Raw genomic sequence first — 15,581 nt, forward strand, 5'->3', positions numbered from 1 at the left:
TAGCATCAAGTGTGGATCCAGCCGGGTTGTTGGTTGAAGCGCGGCGGGTCCAAGACGGGTAGCTACGAGTCTTGGTCGGGCATTTCCGCGTGCAATCTTTCAAAGTTGGAGTTCTGGTGACCAGTCTAAAACACGGCAAGTGGGTGCAGACTGCGCGAGCACGCTGCAGGGGCGCGGCTCGGAGTGACAGAAGTGAACTTGCCTGTCGAATTTCTCAGGGGATTTCTTCTCTTGGCCATGATCGTCTCAGGCATGTTCAATAATGGCCAACAATATGGGAGTCCTGTACGGAGTTTCAGGATTTCGCAAGGCTGCCCCTGGTCAGTAGTCCTGTGACCAGAGTGTAGATTTAGCAATATCCAGCTTCTGCTGAAAGACGGCCACATCGACTGAAGGAGCCCGATGACTGCAAACTCCCATGGTACGGACGGATCAGGCACTATGAATCGAGTACCTATCGAGCCGCAAAGCGTGGATGCTCCGCTCACCAGATCAGCGGTCTTCCTTGTATGCACAATCCGCGATGAAGCCGCGGCCATCGACATGGTCCGTGAAACCCTCAGCGATATCCAGGGGCTGGTCAAGACAGTTGGGTTTCGGGATCTGAAAGCCAGGCTCTCTTGCACGGTTGGCATCGGTAGCCGAGTGTGGCATGAAGTGACCAGGCGTGCGCATCCAGCCGAGTTGCATCCTTTCCGAGAGGTTGCAGGGGCCACGCATACCGCTGTGGCAACACCTGGGGACTTGCTCTTCCACATTCAATCCGAACGCCAGGATCTATGCTTCGAGCTGGAGAGGCTCATATTGAAGGCGCTGGGCGACAGCGTGAACGTGGTCGATGAGGTTGCAGGTTTCCGCTACTTCGATTCCCGCGATCTTCTTGGTTTCGTCGATGGGACGGCGAACCCGACTGGGCTGGATCTTCCGGCGGCCACCCTCGTGGGTGAAGAAGATGCTGAGTTCGCAGGCGGCAGCTATGTTGTCGTCCAAAAGTACTTGCATCCGCTAGATGAGTGGCAAAACCTCACGACTGAACAGCAGGAAGCGATCATCGGGCGCACGAAGGCTGACGGGGTTGAATTAGAGGATGCCGCGGCCGGACAGAAAGCGCACAAAACCCTGGCCACGATCGAAGACGCGACAGGTGAGCATGACATTCTGCGCGACAACATGCCTTTCGGAAGCCCGGGTAGCGGCGAATTCGGCACCTACTTCATCGGGTATACGCGGCATTTGTGGGTTATTGAGCGGATGCTGGAGCGCATGTTCATTGGGGACCCGCCGGGCCTGCATGATCGTCTATTGGATTTCTCGACACCTCGAACCGGTGTAGCTTTTTTCGCCCCGGCCTTGAGCCTGCTTTCGAGCCTAGGCGAAGAACCAGCAATTTCGCCTTCGTACGAATCCGGGGGGCATGCTGGCCGATAGCCGGCAGACCGACTAGGAGTTGTTCGTCGAAGCCGGATGCATAGATCGTTACCCGGTGAACGGGATACCGGAGCTTCGGATGATCTAATGCAGTGCCAGGTTTCATGGTGGCAGGAACGTAGAAAAGGCTCCCGGCCCTGCAGGCCGGGAGCTTCCTTGCACATTTGGGGACTGGGGGAACCCAAATGTGACGCCTGGCATCTTGGGGACGACACCAGGCAAGCAGCCAATACAGAAATTTGGGGTCTGCGTTCGCTGCAGAACTCACTCGGTTGACCCGAATAAATCCAGCCCAATACTATGCCTATTATTCCTCGACGAAGAATTCAACTGCAGTTATTGCTGCAAAGTTACGGAGTTAGCCCATGCCGGGTCGAACCGGAAGGTTCACCAGTCGTCGACGACGAGGAATTCCTCCAATCGTTGCTCTGACCTCGAAACGAGTCCAAATGGTCTCTTTTGGATCTGGCCAGTTGGGAAGCCATGAGAGAGGTATTTTTATTCGTGCTTTTGCTCTGTTGCATCCTCTTGCCACCCGAGTTTTCACGAGGTGACGGGCCATAAATATCGGTTCTTGCCTGATCGGCAGCGTCTAAGGATCGAGATCAGCTTTTGCAGACGACTTCCCGGAGAGCCCCGGCATCACAAGAAACGCCTGATGCTGGACGGCTTGACAGCGCTCAGCCAAACGAAAATGCCCGAACGCGGTCAGGCGACTGGTTGCCGACCACTCATTTGGCAATGGCATCAGCGCTGCCCGAAGCATGTCCGGGATGGGAAGTTCGCGTTCGTCGCGAACAGTCGCAATCGTCCTCACCGTAAGTCGCCATCACGCCCGATTGGCTTGAAGGTTGAGTAACTAAAAGTCCTGCGAGATGTCCTCCGAATTGTTATTCGGTGTCGCCGAATGCACGTCCGGGAGTACGTGATTTACCTCCAGCGAGGCCAGGAATAGCATGAAATAGAAGCGCATTTCGTGCTTCAACGCGAAATACAGAAGGAAAATCATGGCTAAGGTAGTACTCGTCCTGTATCCGGATCCAGTGAATGGATTCCCAGAATTCCCGAAGGACTACGCCCGCGATTCCCTGCCTGAATTGCCTGACTACCCTAACGGTCAGACGCTTCCGAACCCCAAAGGAATCGACTTCACCCCTGGTGCTCTTCTCGGGTCGGTAACCGGAGAGCTGGGACTGCGCAAGTACCTTGAGGACAACGGGCACGAATTAGTCGTCACAAGCGATAAAGATGGCGAAAATTCCGTCTTTGAGCGTGAACTGGTAGATGCTGACGTCATCATTTCCCAGCCATTCTGGCCGGCCTATCTCACCCCTGAACGCCTTGCTAAGTCGAAGAACCTGAAAATTGCTGTGACCGCTGGCATCGGCAGCGACCATGTTGACCTGGACACGGCCAACGAGCTTGGAATCACGGTTGCCGAAGTAACTTACAGCAACTCCCTCTCCGTTGCTGAGCACACTGTGATGCAGGTACTAGTGCTGGTTCGTGATTTCGTTCCCCAGCACCAGATTGCTGTTGACGGCGGCTGGAACATCGCCGATGCAGTCGAGCGTTCTTATGATCTCGAAGGCATGGATGTGGGTGTGTTCGCAGCGGGACGTATCGGTCGTGCTGTCATGGAACGCCTTGCACCATTCGGTGTGCACCTTCACTACACGGATCGCTTCCGCCTCCCGGCCGAGTACGAAGAGAAGTACAACCTGGTTTTCCACGAGAACATCGAGGACCTGGTGAAGAACATCGACGTGCTCACGGTCCATGCACCTCTGACCGACGAGACCAGTGGACTGCTTGATGAGCAGCTGCTGAGCACCATGCGCCGCGGCTCGTATATCGTCAACCCCGCCCGCGGCGCAATCGCAGACCGTGACGCCATCGTTCGTGCGCTGGAATCGGGCCAACTGGCCGGCTACGCCGGAGACGTATGGGCACCCCAGCCCGCACCAGTAGACCACCCATGGCGCACCATGCCGCACAATGCGATGACGACCCATACTTCCGGGACTTCGCTCTCTGCCCAGGCGAAGTATGCGGCAGGCACTCGGGAAATCCTGGAGTGCTTCTTTGAGGGACGCGAGATCCGCCCTGAATACCTGATCGTTCAGGGTGGTAACTACGCTGGAACCGGAGCTCACTCGTACGCTGAAAAGAAGTAGTTTTCTGTAGGAGAATTGGGCATGGGTCATATCAATTGCCATCGCAGTGAGCCCATGCCCATGCCCCTATGAGCCATGGGAAAACGAAAGCAGGACTGTTTTGCTTCTTAGTCAACTGGAATACTTTGTGGCATTGGCTCGCGAGCGGCATTTCGGGCGAGCCGCGGCCGCCTGTTTTGTTTCACCGTCGGCCTTGTCCGAGTCGATCCAGAAACTGGAAGCAGAACTTGGGGCGCAGCTGGTCAACCGAGGCAGAAATTTCCAGGGGCTTACCGGTGAAGGGGAGCTCGCGTTGCTTTGGGCGCGACGGATATTATCCGATCAGGATTCCCTGCTCACGGATCTATCGGCAGCAAAAGGCAATTTGAATGCCCACATCCGCATAGGTGCGATTCCCGCTGGAAGCTCAATCGGGGCAACTGTTATTTCGGAACTGGGAAAGACCCACCCGTCAGTGACTGCGTCCTTGAATACAGGGCTCAGCAGCGAAGAAATCGTATCCAAACTCCGGAGCTTCGAACTGGAAGCGGGGGTGATTCTGCCATCAGCAGCAGATGGACCGGATTTGCACGAAGTGGCCTTTGGCGAATTATCCAACGTGGTAATTGCATCGACTGGGATTTTTTCCTCGGATACTAAAATCATTCGAGGACGCATGCTCAACGAAGTTCAGCTCGCCCTGCTAGCACCCGATATGCGTGCGCGGCAACAGCTCGATAAACGGATGCTGGAACATGGAATCCATCTTGAACCTCGACTCGAAGTCGATTCCCTGGAATCACTTCTGAGCCTGGTGGCTTGCGGCCCATGGGCCGCAGTGCTCCCAGAATCGGCAATTACCGAGTATCCGCTGAACCCCAATATCCGTGTGTTTTCGCTAACAGATCCACATGTCACGATGCCCGTGGCTATCGTCCGCCTTGCCAGTCGTTCGGCAGAATCTCTATCGGAAGCGATCGATGACGCAGTTCGCTCCGTCCTCACCTCTGACTGACTATTCGCCGTTGCGGGAGCCATCTTTTGAAAGGTCCCATGTCACTACAACCGGCATTTCTTGCCTATTTGAAACGTACACAACACCCAATGAGTTGGGGGCGTATCGTGACTGCTTCGGTGGGAAGTTTTGCTGTCATTGCAAGCCTCACGATTTTGGGTTGCCTCACTGGCACGCCTGTCCTTATAGCTGCATTCGGCTCTTCGTGCGTCTTGGTTTTTCTTTTGCCCGAGTCCCCCATGGCTCAACCGATCAACGTGGTTGGCGGCCATGTCGTATCAGCATGCTGCGGGCTGCTAGCCCGAACATTTTTCCGATCGTGTGGTGGAGCCTCGCACTTTCTGTCGGTGTATCGATAGCGGCGATGGCGTTGTTGCGTGTCACACATCCGCCAGCTGGAGGTAATCCCATAGCAATTTTGCTTGCGTATGAGGGATGGGACTACCTTATTTTTCCGGTCCTGTTGGGGTCGGTGTTTGTGGCGATGTGTGGAGTGGCTTTCCGAATCGTGATGATGCAAAAACGAAGCACGTCAACCATGAGAGCAATTGATTGATTGAATTTTCCTGAAACATCGCGTGAGAAAAGAAAACGGAGGTCAGCATGGGTGAAAGGGAGCACATACGCTATTTGGAAGTGCAAGTGAATGCAAAACTGGCAGAAATAGTGGCACTCAGGAAGGAACTTCACTGGGCGATCCGCGACGCTTTGCAGGGTGGGGCAGGGATATCGGAGTTGGCAATATCCACAGGCATGTCGAGAAGTGAGATCTGCAAGATCCGTGATTCTGACCAATGACCACAACAATGGCTATCGTACCAGCGAGTTTGGGGAGCTAGGAGTCGTAACCGATCCGTCCCCCATCGCGATCAAGATGCGATTTATAGCAGGGATCGACACGGCTGATCGGTGCCGCGCCTGCAGCGAGAGCTTCAGAATAATTCGCATACGGCGTGTACGCCTGCTGCTCTCCGTCTCCCCGCTTAGCTCATCTAATCGGGTTGCTTCTCACGAAGGATGTTGAAATTCATTCGAACATCTCGAAGAGCTCTGAGTATTATCTGCGCGCCGGGCACCAGCCGATTAGTGAAAGCCAGAACGGTACAGCAGGATGAGGGGGCTACGGATGCATAGCCATTTGAAAGGCCGCATGCCTGACGATGCTGCGGGTGCCAACTACTTCGCGTCAAACTATTCTCGGCCCTTCACCAGCTTCATCGTCAAATGCGACGTGATATGACGAACCCCTGGAAGCTTCGTCATCTTTTCAGTCTGAAAACGTTCGTAGGCGTTGCCGTCTGGAACGTGAACAGTAACGATATAATCAGGAACCCGTACACCCGGCGAACCTCCGGAACTTCTTCAAGCGCAGCTACTGACGACTCGAAATTCTCGACAGTATCTCGGTCAGTCATCGTGATCTCAATGGACATCACCACGCAAAACCCGCGCCCCGACGCAACAGGATCAATCGCCGCGTAATACCCGGAAATCACTCCGCTCTCTTCAAGCCGCTGCACTCGACGCAAACAAGGGGCAGGAGTCAGCCCCACCCGTTTGGACAGTTCAAGATTCGTCAGGCGGCCATCTTGCTAAAGTTGAAATATAATTTCCTGATCTATCGAGTCAAGCTTCATTTCATTGCTCATGAGCACATGATACTGCAAATATAAGCAATCAAATTGGGCAGAATTTTCCCTATCATTGCTATATGAGTTTGGAATCATCGGTATCGGACGAGCTGGTCCCCTCTCGGGCAGGGGACACCGCGCGAGGTCAGAGTGTAAGCGGTATCTAAAACCACGGATTTTCAACAATGACCGTGCGATGTAGTGCACTGTGCGCATAATCTTTGGAACCCCACGCGATACTGAGCTTCTTCGAAGCTGATAAATCCTTCGATGCTTTGGTACCGATCTCGGCGACCAATTGCTCAATGTTCTACGTCCCCATCTCCGGTTCTTCTACCAGTAGGCATCAGCCATCTGCTGATACGCGCTCCAAAACAGTTGCACCAGCTCGAGCTTCGCAACGTTAATAGGTCTTCAACGCACGGCTTCTGTCTTCGGACATTGAACGCCTGTTTGGCACGACCGCAAGGGCAGCATTCGTATGATTCATGTTCTACAAACACTGTGGTCTGGAGCCATTCGGAGGATAGAGCTCGCGAGAGCAACGAATTTTCAGTTCTACCCTTACGGTTCAACTCCCGGTTGGAAATATCTTAGCGAACAGCATTTATGAAAACTCATGAAAACATTGCATTCTAGTGAAAACTATGTGATGCTAGTCATGTTCAAGGAAGAGTTTGCGAGTTCACGAGGTGCATATGGTCACGCTTAAGTCGGTTGCTGCTGAAGCCGGAGTGTCGCTAGCGACTGCATCTCGCGCGTTCAAGGATTCGAACTTGCTTTCGGCAGATACGCAACGAAAAGTAGTTTCCGCCGCACTGAAGCTTGGATATGACATTCCCGTACAGCGAAAAGCGCAACACACATTTGCTGTGGTGGTTCCGGATTCGTCTAATGCCGTTTACGCAACGATGATGAAGTCGATCCAAGAACGTGCATGGTCTGGGCGTCACCTGATCTACAGTGCGGACACAGGCGAAGATCCACTACGCGAAATCGAGATTCTCTCCACCATGGGGAGAGCAGTCGACGGGATCGTATTATGTTCGCCGCGAGCTGGATCTAGCGCGATCAAAGGAGCTGTCGGGGCGACTCCAACTGTCGTTATCAATGGAGAGGTTGACCCGCTTCCTCAAATTCTGATGGAAACTGAGAACGGGTTGCACCAAGCCGTCGAGCATTTGCATTCACTGGGGCATCGGCATATTGCATATGTGGCTGGACCCAAAATGTCGTGGGCGAATACCCAAAGGCATAGGCAGATAGCCGCAATCTCTGAGTCGTATTCCATGCAGTTGACGGTCATGCGCAACCAGGCAGCTTCCACTCATGGGGGTCTCGCGGCTGCGGCCTCGGTAGCGGCCTGTGGAGCAACTGCCGTCATTGCTTACAACGATCTTGTCGCGCTAGGCCTGGAAGCCGGCTTGCGGACCTTGGGAATGCACTGTCCGGAAGACATCAGCATTGTTGGCATCGATGATCTTGACGTTGCCGCAATCGCCGACCCAGGAATGACCACCGTCAGACTCGGAATCAACGATTGTGGAACTGCTAGTGTCGATCAGCTCATCAAGCTGGTGGAACAACACGAAGTGACACAACAAACCACAAAACTCGAATCCCAGCTCATTGTCCGAGGCTCGACTGCTCGAAAGATTCATCAGTAAGGTTCTGGCTCGTTAGCAAAGAATTCTAGGATTCCCTAGAAAATCCCATCTCAACACTTGGGTTTACTTGGTGTGCCCAAAATGAAAGTGGTGTATTCATCATGAAGAAAACGTTTAAGGCAGCTGCTCTCTCGTCATTGGCAGTCCTGGCATTACTCACTTCGTCTTGTGCAGGAGATTCAGGTGCGCCTGTCAAGAATGTTGATTTTCCAGAAGGGTCGACCATGGCCAAGATCGCGCAAGCGGGGAAAATCAAACTGGGAGCTTCGCCCAACCAACCCGGCCTTGCGGAACTGAACCTCCAGCAGGAATGGGAAGGGTTCAATATGGACTTGGCCGAATACCTAGCGGGTACCTTGGGAATCGAAGCCGACAACATCGAATGGGTGCAAACAACTGCGGCTAACCGAATCCCGTTCATTGAGCAGGGAAAGATCGACATGTTCGTCACCGCATTGGCGATGACTCCAGAGCGTGAAGAGACGGTCAACATCTCCGGTCCGTATCTAAAGACCAGCCCGCAGCTGATTGTCCGCAAGGGTGACGCCGAGAAAATGCAGACACTCGAAGAAATCCCCAAGGGCACCAAAGTCTGCGTACTTCAAGGAAGCCAAGGACAGCCACGTGTAGCCGAAGAAATCCCGCAGGCCGAGATTGTCGAATTCAACGTGTTGACCAATTGCATCCGTGCACTTGAACAAGGAACCGCGGATGCCGTGGACTCAACTGCCCCGCTATTGGCAGGATTCGTTGAAGAAAAGCCAGATGTTTTCGAGTTCACCCCAATCAAGTACGGCGAAGAAGAACGTTGGGGCATCGGCATGTCAAAGGACCGCAGCGATCTGTGTGAATACCTCAATGAAAAACTCAATGAGGCCTTCGACGACGGAAGTATCGTGAAAATGTGGGATGAGCATATGGGCAAGTCAGGTCTTGAAGCTCCGGCCAAGCCTGAGGAAATGACTGGCTGCTAAGCCATCCCTCAACTAAGGAATAAGCCCATGAACGCAGTCATAGAAAACTTTGATGTATTCATTGCAGCATTCGGCAAGACTATATTGCTGGCCATGATCTCCGGGATGATATCGATCGTCTTCGGCTTGATACTTGCCTCATTCTCGATCTCTCCGTCTAAGTTCCTCCGCGTGGTCAACGCGGTATACGTAGGCCTGATGCGCAATATCCCCGCTGCGGCGCACCTTTTCTTCACGATTTTCGTGCTGCCTTTGCTCGGCGTGAAACTTTCTTTTTTCGCACTGGCTTGCATCGGAATCACCGTATACTTTTCGGCGTATTTCTCCGATGCGTTTCGGTCAGGAATCAACGCTATCGGACGTGGCCAGCTGGAAGCAGCCCAAGCGCTGGGACTTAAGAAGAGCAAGATTCTTCGCCAAATTGTCTTTCCGCAAGGGATCCGAAACTCCGTACCCCCTTTGATCAACACCATGATTGCGCTCATCAAGGTGACTGCAATTGCTGGCGTGTTTGGCGTCACCGAGCTGTTTGGCGGAATGCTCCAGCTCATTAATACAAATGATTCAGCCGTAATAGCACTCATGGTGTTTACAGCTCTTCTCTACTCATTACTCACCATTCCTGCCGGATATATTGCAGGAATCGTGGAACGTAAGGTGGTGTTCACGACGTAATGGCAACTACAGCATCTTTCTTCGAAACTCCTGGGCCAATTGAACGACGGCGAATTCGCCTTGGAATCATGGGAGGTTCCATTCCCATTGCGCTGCTTTTGGTGCTTGCCTCCTTCACCCTCCACGAGCAGGGATTATTTGACGCGGAGCGCTGGGAAGTTCTCACGACCCCGGATCTGCTCGAAGCACTAGGTAAAGGATTATGGGCTACCACCAAAGTAGCCATCGTCTGTGTCCTGCTTTCGCTTGTCGTAGGACTCCTGTTGGCATTGGGGCGTTTGTCCCATCGGAAATGGTTGAACACGCTTTGCCGGATCTGGATCGAAGCATTGCGCGGGTTGCCTGAACTACTTTTAGTGTTCTTTATCTACCTCGGCATCCCGGCAGTTACCGGCTGGTCCATTAACACTTTTTGGGCCCTGGTCGTAGGTCTGGTTTTATACGAGAGCACTGCGATGTCAGAAGTGTTCCGTTCGGGATTCATGGCACTTCCTCGTGGCCAAACCGAAGCAGCACATGCTTTGGGGCTACGCACGGTGAAAACGTTGCGCTTCATCCAGCTACCCCAGGTGGTCAAGCTCGTTCTCCCAAGCTTAGTCAGTGAGATGGTCCGAGTTACCAAGGCTTCGTCATTGGGCTTCGTCATCGGATACACCGACCTATTGCTCACTGGTGAGCACGCAATCGAATTCCTCGGCGGAGAGTACGCTGTGCCGATTTTCGCAGCGATTGCCCTGATCTACGTGGCTATCTGCCTTCTGTTGGGAATAATCTCCTCACTTCTCAGTCAGCGAGTTTCCTAGACCGCGCTCAAATTCTCAAGAAGCGGCAATCGTTCCTTGTCACTCACTTCTAGTAAAGGTTATTCAGCCATGCCTGCAAATGAACCGATGATTTCCATCCAAGGGGTCGAAAAATGGTTTGGACAATTTCATGCACTCAAGAATGTCAATCTCGATGTCAGTCCCGGTGAAGTCGTAGTCATTCTCGGCCCGTCCGGATCGGGGAAGTCAACCTTATGCCGCACCATCAACCGTCTGGAGCCAACGTCCGAAGGGCGCATCATCATCGATGGCAAAGAGCTGCCCTCGGAGAGTAAACCATTGGCTCAACTGCGAGCTGAAGTCGGGATGGTTTTCCAGCAGTTCAACCTCTTCTCTCACATGACCGTGTTGGAAAACGTCATGTTGGCGCCGGTCCAGGTACTTGGGCAGAAACCGGCTGAGGTCAAGGAACGGGCACTCCAGTTGCTTGAACGTGTTGGAGTTGGCCATCAGGCCAACAAGCGACCCAGCGCGCTATCTGGAGGGCAGCAACAGCGTGTGGCAATCGCCCGAGCTCTGGCAATGAAACCGAAGGTCATGCTTTTCGACGAGCCGACCTCGGCCCTGGACCCGGAGATGATCAAGGAAGTACTGGACGTGATCGTAGAGCTCACGGGCGAAGGCATGACCATGGTTGTGGTGACTCATGAAATGGGCTTTGCCCAGACTGCTGCAGACCGAATCATCTTCATGGCTGATGGCGAAATCGTCGAGGAAAACACCCCGGCCGAGTTCTTCTCCTCACCCAAGACAGCCCGTGCTCAAGATTTCCTGAGCAAGGTTCTCTGATTTTCACCTTGTACAGCTTGAACTGAAGTGCTTCCAGCACCCCACATGCCACGAAGGAAATAGCATGCCTGCCAACAGAACAATTACTGCTGCTGAGGTTTTTGTCAGTAGTCCAAGCCGAAACTACGTCACCCTCAAAATTACAACAAGTGACGGGCTCGTCGGCTATGGCGACGCCACCGTCAACGGCCGTGAGCTATCCGTCGCCAGCTACCTCAAGGATCATTTGTGCCCTGCGCTGATCGGACGCGATGCCGAACGTATTGAAGATACCTGGCAGTTCTTCTACAAAGGCGCCTATTGGCGCCGCGGCCCGATCACCATGGCCGCCATCGGCGCCATCGACATGGCGCTGTGGGATATCAAGGGCAAGGCTGCCGACATGCCGGTTTACCAGTTGCTAGGCGGTGCGGCACGGGACAAGATCCTGACTTACACCCATGCGACGGGTTGGGGATTCGAAGAGCTCATGGACTCGGTAGCCCAGCGCCAGACCGAAGGTTTCCGGGCAGTTCGGGTTCAGTTTGGTGTGCCAGGGCTGGAGAAAGTTTACGGGGTGACCCGTGAAGCGGCTACCTACGAACCAGCTGGACGTGGCATTGGACCCGTAACAGAAGACTGGGATAGCGCTGCTTATCTTCGTACCGCACCGCAGATGTTGGCCCGGGTACGCGATGCGGTAGGCGACGAATTGCATCTGCTTCATGATGTGCACCACCGGCTGACACCCTCCGAAGCCGCGCGATTGGCCCAAGACCTCGAGGTTGTCCGTTTGTTCTGGCTTGAAGATGTCATGCCTGCCGAAAACCCGCAGCTACTTCGACAGGTCAGGAACCAGTCCACGATTCCTCTGGCCATCGGCGAGGTTTTTAATACGATTTGGGATTGCCAGCAGATTCTTACCGAACGGCTTGTCGATTACATCCGCTGTGCGGTCGTACACGCTGGCGGAATTTCCCACATGCGTAAGATCTTGGCTCTTGCCGAGGTATTTAACGTTCAGGGCGCGCCTCATGGCCCATCCGATGTTTCGCCTATCAACATGGCAGCCTCCTTGCATCTGGGCTTGGCCACCAGCAACTTCGCTATCCAGGAACATATGGGCTACGACCCCCTGGTATCCGAGGTCTTCACCTCCCATTACACCTTCAACGACGGCTACCTGCATCCATCCGATAAGCCGGGCCTGGGTGTTGAGTTCGATGAGAAAGCAGCCCGTAAGTTCGAATACAGGCAGGCATATTTGCCCGTTGCCCGTAATCTCGACGGTTCTGTCAAGGACTGGTAGGCCATGACGGATCACGTAGAGCGCAGGCCTCGAAATTTCGGGCCCGGGATTATCCATCTAGGACTGGGCAATTTTCATCGGGCGCATATGGCGACCTATACCCGAGCCGCGATTGATGCCCATGGTGGTGACTGGGGAATCATCGGGGTTGCCAGTCGTACGGCCGCAGTAGTTGATGCTATGAAAAAGCAGGACTTCTGTTATACGGTCGCTCAAATTTCACCAGATGATTATTCCTACTCGGTGCCCAACGTTCATACTGATGCGCTGGTTGCGGCCAATGAAGGAGAGCGACTTCTAGAACTGATAGCAGACCCGCGTATTAAGATCGTTTCGCTGACGGTAACCGAGAACGGCTATACCTTCGATCCGGTAACCCGTCGTTTAAATTTGGCTGATGCCCGGGTCCAGCAGGATCTGGACGGCCATGAACTTCCGGTGACTCCCATTGGGCAGATCGCCCTTGGGCTCGAACGCCGCATGCTGGCTGGCAACGGACCGGTGACAATCTTGAGTTGTGACAACCTATCCCATAATGGGGCACTGACTAAGACTCTTGTAGCAGATTTCATCGCCGAGCTACCGCAGGGAAGGGGAGTTTCCTTGGCATTATGGATTCAACGCAATGTCACCTTCCCTTCCACGATGGTCGATCGCATTGTGCCTTCGACGACGCAGGAACTTATTGATCAGGTGACGTCGGCAACGGGATACACTGATGCAGTTCCAGTCCCGGCTGAACCTTTCAGCATGTGGATTATTGAAGACAACTTTGCTGCAGGACGTCCGCAGTGGGAAGCCGGCGGGGCCATCTTCAGCGACGAAGTCGACAAGTTCGAACAGCTCAAGGTGCGATTGCTCAACGGAACACACTCGCTCTTGGCATATCTGGGCGCGCTCTCCGGGGCAGCAACTATTCCCGAGTCTGTCTCCGACCCGTGGATCGCAGATGCAGCTCGAAAGGTGTTGAGAGAAGAATACCTTCCAAGCGTCCAAGTCCCTCAGGGAGTGGATGTCCGCGCCTATGAGGCAGAGCTCTTCGGACGTTGGCGCAACGTGGCCTTGGGACACCGCACGAGCCAAGTAGGATCGGATGGCTCTGTGAAGCTGCGCGAACGCGTGCCTTTCCCTAGCCAGCAATTGCGTGAAAATGGGCAGAGTCGTGAACTATTGGCCCTGACGGTGTCCGGCTATCTCAGCTGTGTCAGTCCGCTACCCGGTTTTGATCCGGGCGAACATGCGCGGGCCATGCAAGATCCGTTACGAGAGGTCTTGCGCGAGCGCACCGCAGCAGCCTCGAACGGAACAGAATTAGCGCATATCGCATTGGCCGAGCTTCGGTTCCTCGGTGATGATGTCGCCGAGGACCAAGAATTTATCGCTCGCGTGGGGCGTTATGTGGATCTTCTGCACAGTTCAGGGCCACGTGAAGCTTTGTCCGAGGCAATGAATACAACGGAATGGAAAAGGGCATGAGCCAGAACACTAAATTCGCGAGACCGGTATCTCCCCGTTTGCAATCTGCTCCGGTGATTGCTGTGCTACGTGCGGAACACGCACGTGACTATGCCCCAGTGATCGAGGCCTTAATAGCAGGGGGTATCGTGAGCGTGGAATTAACGCTCAGCACCCCTGGAGTTATTGAGGAACTGCCAGTTCTGCGGCGGCAATTTGGGAACTCAATCGACCTCGGGGTGGGAACGGTGACCGCGCTGTCGGAGGTTGACCCACTGATCGATGCGGGTGCCGACTATCTCGTCACGCCAACCACACGGCCAGGAATCATAGATCGCGCGGTATCCCGTGGGGTACCGATATTTCCAGGAGGACTGACGCCCAGTGAATTGCATGACGGGTGGACACTCGGCGCGAGCGCGGTGAAGGTCTTCCCAGCTTGCGTATTCGGACCTAGCTATATTTCTCATTTGCGCGGACCGTTCCCCGAGATCCAGGTGGTCCCTTCCGGCGGCGTCTCATTGGAAAGTGCTGTTCAGTGGATGCGAGCTGGTGCATTAGCTGTCAGCCTCGGTGGCCCGTTATTGCTCGACGCATTTAAGGGCGGAGACCTCAAATCGCTGAGCGAGCGTTCGGTTCGCGTTGTCGAACAGGTTAAGGAATTCAGCGCATCATGAGCGAAACGCATTGGGAAAAAGCGGGACAGCCCGAAGCAGTGTTGACCTTTGGAGAAACCATGGGGTTGTTTCGAACCTCGCCTGCCGGACCGCTCGCTAATGCAAACGCCGCCTCAGTCGGGGTTGGCGGTTCAGAATCCAACGTGGCCATAGGAATTCAGCGTCTCGGCGGTCAAGCCATTTGGTGTGGTCGTGTGGGAGAAGATCCCATTGGTTACAGAGTCCTGCGGGAAATCCGTGGCGAAGCTGTCCTTGCTCATGCTGTAATAGACACGACGGCCCCGACCGGTCTGATGGTCAAAGAGCAGCGTACCAACCAGCATCAGCGTGTTATGTATTATCGCGCCGGCAGCGCAGGTTCGAAGCTGGAGCCCAGCGATATCCCGGATCCGATACTCGAACGAGCCGGGACGGTTCACCTTACGGGAATTACTTTGGCGCTCTCGGATTCGGCTCGTGCAACGTGTTTCAGCATGGCACGCAGGGCAAAAGCTCGCGGGTTAAAAGTGTCCTTCGATGTTAACTATCGGGCTCAATTGTGGAGTCAGAGCGACGCGACTAGGGTCATTACCGAAATCTTGGCTCTTGTAGACATTGTTTTCGCCGGCGAGGATGAAGCACAGATGATCGTTGGGGAAGGTGATCCCGTGACGCTTGCAGAACGCATGAGCTTGCTGGGTCCGGCGGAAGTAGTCATCAAACGAGGGTCTGAAGGTGCTTTGGCGCTGGATAACGGAGTTGTAAGTGAAGTTTCCGCCATCCAGATCCAAGTCATTGACACTGTTGGTGCAGGCGATGCTTTTGTCTCCGGATATCTGACCGAGCGCTGCGCTGGAGGTACGGTGCAACAGGCATTAGCTACTGCCGTGCGAGTTGGTGCTTTCGCTTGTCTATCACCAGGCGATTGGGAAGGACTACCTTCACGAGCCGAGCTGCATGTTTTGGATAGTAGTGAACCAGTGCTTCGCTGAGACATGATGAGATGCCTCAGCGGGAGAAAAG

At 54.1% G+C, this 15,581-nt stretch carries 14 protein-coding genes and 2 pseudogenes; 13 read left to right on the top strand and 3 right to left on the bottom strand.

Going from position 1 to position 15,581, the window contains the following annotated elements; genetic code table 11:
- The first annotated feature begins 441 nt into the window (after positions 1-441).
- The 4 genes and pseudogenes from M2368_RS17475 (at position 442) to M2368_RS17490 (ending at position 5,155) form a co-directional block, all read left to right on the top strand.
- The gene (locus tag M2368_RS17475; RefSeq protein WP_133834621.1) at positions 442-1,428 is read left to right on the top strand and encodes a Dyp-type peroxidase; all 987 of its coding nucleotides are present in this window, start codon (positions 442-444) and stop codon (positions 1,426-1,428) included.
- 1,007 nt (positions 1,429-2,435) lie between these two features.
- A complete protein-coding gene (locus M2368_RS17480) occupies positions 2,436-3,605 on the top strand; it encodes an NAD-dependent formate dehydrogenase (protein WP_133834622.1) in 1,170 nt (389 codons plus the stop codon).
- A gap of 100 nt (positions 3,606-3,705) precedes the next feature.
- Positions 3,706-4,599, top strand: a complete 894-nt coding sequence (locus tag M2368_RS17485; RefSeq protein ID WP_133834623.1) for a LysR family transcriptional regulator — start codon at positions 3,706-3,708, stop codon at positions 4,597-4,599.
- A gap of 89 nt (positions 4,600-4,688) precedes the next feature.
- Positions 4,689-5,155 (top strand): annotated as a pseudogene (locus tag M2368_RS17490) (HPP family protein).
- 279 nt (positions 5,156-5,434) lie between these two features.
- On the opposite strand, the pseudogene M2368_RS17495 reads toward M2368_RS17490, so the two are convergent.
- The 3 genes and pseudogenes from M2368_RS17495 to M2368_RS17505 all read right to left on the bottom strand — a co-directional run.
- Positions 5,435-5,536, bottom strand: a pseudogene (locus tag M2368_RS17495) (excalibur calcium-binding domain-containing protein); the annotation flags it as partial.
- Positions 5,537-5,790: 254 nt separating this feature from the next.
- Complete coding sequence (locus M2368_RS17500) at positions 5,791-5,919, bottom strand: Lrp/AsnC ligand binding domain-containing protein (RefSeq protein ID WP_286172283.1); 129 nt, start codon at positions 5,917-5,919, stop codon at positions 5,791-5,793.
- Positions 5,859-6,152 (bottom strand): winged helix-turn-helix transcriptional regulator, encoded by a 294-nt coding sequence (locus M2368_RS17505; protein WP_286172281.1) that lies wholly within the window; start codon positions 6,150-6,152, stop codon positions 5,859-5,861. The genes M2368_RS17500 and M2368_RS17505 overlap by 61 nt, the downstream gene beginning before the upstream one ends.
- A gap of 776 nt (positions 6,153-6,928) precedes the next feature.
- On the opposite strand from M2368_RS17505, the gene M2368_RS17510 reads away from it, so the two are divergent.
- The 9 genes from M2368_RS17510 (at position 6,929) to M2368_RS17550 (ending at position 15,550) form a co-directional block, all read left to right on the top strand.
- A complete protein-coding gene (locus M2368_RS17510) occupies positions 6,929-7,897 on the top strand; it encodes a LacI family DNA-binding transcriptional regulator (RefSeq protein ID WP_133834624.1) in 969 nt (322 codons plus the stop codon).
- 137 nt (positions 7,898-8,034) lie between these two features.
- Positions 8,035-8,871, top strand: a complete 837-nt coding sequence (locus tag M2368_RS17515; protein WP_498724758.1) for a transporter substrate-binding domain-containing protein — start codon at positions 8,035-8,037, stop codon at positions 8,869-8,871.
- A 27-nt stretch (positions 8,872-8,898) separates the two neighbouring features.
- Positions 8,899-9,546: an amino acid ABC transporter permease gene (locus M2368_RS17520; RefSeq protein ID WP_133834626.1), complete on the top strand. Its 648-nt coding sequence runs from the start codon at positions 8,899-8,901 to the stop codon at positions 9,544-9,546.
- Positions 9,546-10,349, top strand: a complete 804-nt coding sequence (locus tag M2368_RS17525; protein ID WP_133834627.1) for an amino acid ABC transporter permease — start codon at positions 9,546-9,548, stop codon at positions 10,347-10,349. The genes M2368_RS17520 and M2368_RS17525 overlap by 1 nt, the downstream gene beginning before the upstream one ends.
- A gap of 69 nt (positions 10,350-10,418) precedes the next feature.
- Positions 10,419-11,159: an amino acid ABC transporter ATP-binding protein gene (locus M2368_RS17530; protein WP_133834628.1), complete on the top strand. Its 741-nt coding sequence runs from the start codon at positions 10,419-10,421 to the stop codon at positions 11,157-11,159.
- Positions 11,160-11,223: 64 nt separating this feature from the next.
- Positions 11,224-12,447 carry a D-mannonate dehydratase ManD gene (gene manD / locus M2368_RS17535; protein ID WP_133834629.1) on the top strand — a complete coding sequence of 408 codons (1,224 nt, stop codon included), beginning with the start codon at positions 11,224-11,226 and terminating at the stop codon, positions 12,445-12,447.
- Positions 12,448-12,450: 3 nt separating this feature from the next.
- Entirely contained in the window at positions 12,451-13,923 is a 1,473-nt protein-coding gene (locus tag M2368_RS17540) for a mannitol dehydrogenase family protein (protein ID WP_133834630.1), read from the top strand.
- Complete coding sequence (locus M2368_RS17545) at positions 13,920-14,579, top strand: bifunctional 4-hydroxy-2-oxoglutarate aldolase/2-dehydro-3-deoxy-phosphogluconate aldolase (RefSeq protein ID WP_133834631.1); 660 nt, start codon at positions 13,920-13,922, stop codon at positions 14,577-14,579. Before M2368_RS17540 ends, M2368_RS17545 begins: the two co-directional genes overlap by 4 nt.
- A complete protein-coding gene (locus M2368_RS17550; RefSeq protein WP_133834632.1) occupies positions 14,576-15,550 on the top strand; it encodes a sugar kinase in 975 nt (324 codons plus the stop codon). Before M2368_RS17545 ends, M2368_RS17550 begins: the two co-directional genes overlap by 4 nt.
- Positions 15,551-15,581: the final 31 nt, after the last annotated feature.

The sequence above is a fragment of the Arthrobacter sp. JUb119 genome (assembly GCF_024807995.1).
Taxonomy (GTDB): Bacteria; Actinomycetota; Actinomycetes; order Actinomycetales; family Micrococcaceae; genus Glutamicibacter.

Excerpts from the sequence above, each read along its gene's own strand:
- M2368_RS17545 (WP_133834631.1), top strand. The coding sequence starts at position 13,920 with ATGAGCCAGAACACTAAATTCGCGAGACCGGTATCTCCCCGTTTGCAA.
- manD (WP_133834629.1), top strand. The coding sequence starts at position 11,224 with ATGCCTGCCAACAGAACAATTACTGCTGCTGAGGTTTTTGTCAGTAGT.
- M2368_RS17550 (WP_133834632.1), top strand. The coding sequence starts at position 14,576 with ATGAGCGAAACGCATTGGGAAAAAGCGGGACAGCCCGAAGCAGTGTTG.
- M2368_RS17530 (WP_133834628.1), top strand. The coding sequence starts at position 10,419 with ATGCCTGCAAATGAACCGATGATTTCCATCCAAGGGGTCGAAAAATGG.
- M2368_RS17540 (WP_133834630.1), top strand. The coding sequence starts at position 12,451 with ATGACGGATCACGTAGAGCGCAGGCCTCGAAATTTCGGGCCCGGGATT.
- M2368_RS17525 (WP_133834627.1), top strand. The coding sequence starts at position 9,546 with ATGGCAACTACAGCATCTTTCTTCGAAACTCCTGGGCCAATTGAACGA.
- M2368_RS17510 (WP_133834624.1), top strand. The coding sequence starts at position 6,929 with ATGGTCACGCTTAAGTCGGTTGCTGCTGAAGCCGGAGTGTCGCTAGCG.
- M2368_RS17520 (WP_133834626.1), top strand. The coding sequence starts at position 8,899 with ATGAACGCAGTCATAGAAAACTTTGATGTATTCATTGCAGCATTCGGC.
- M2368_RS17480 (WP_133834622.1), top strand. The coding sequence starts at position 2,436 with ATGGCTAAGGTAGTACTCGTCCTGTATCCGGATCCAGTGAATGGATTC.
- M2368_RS17475 (WP_133834621.1), top strand. The coding sequence starts at position 442 with ATGAATCGAGTACCTATCGAGCCGCAAAGCGTGGATGCTCCGCTCACC.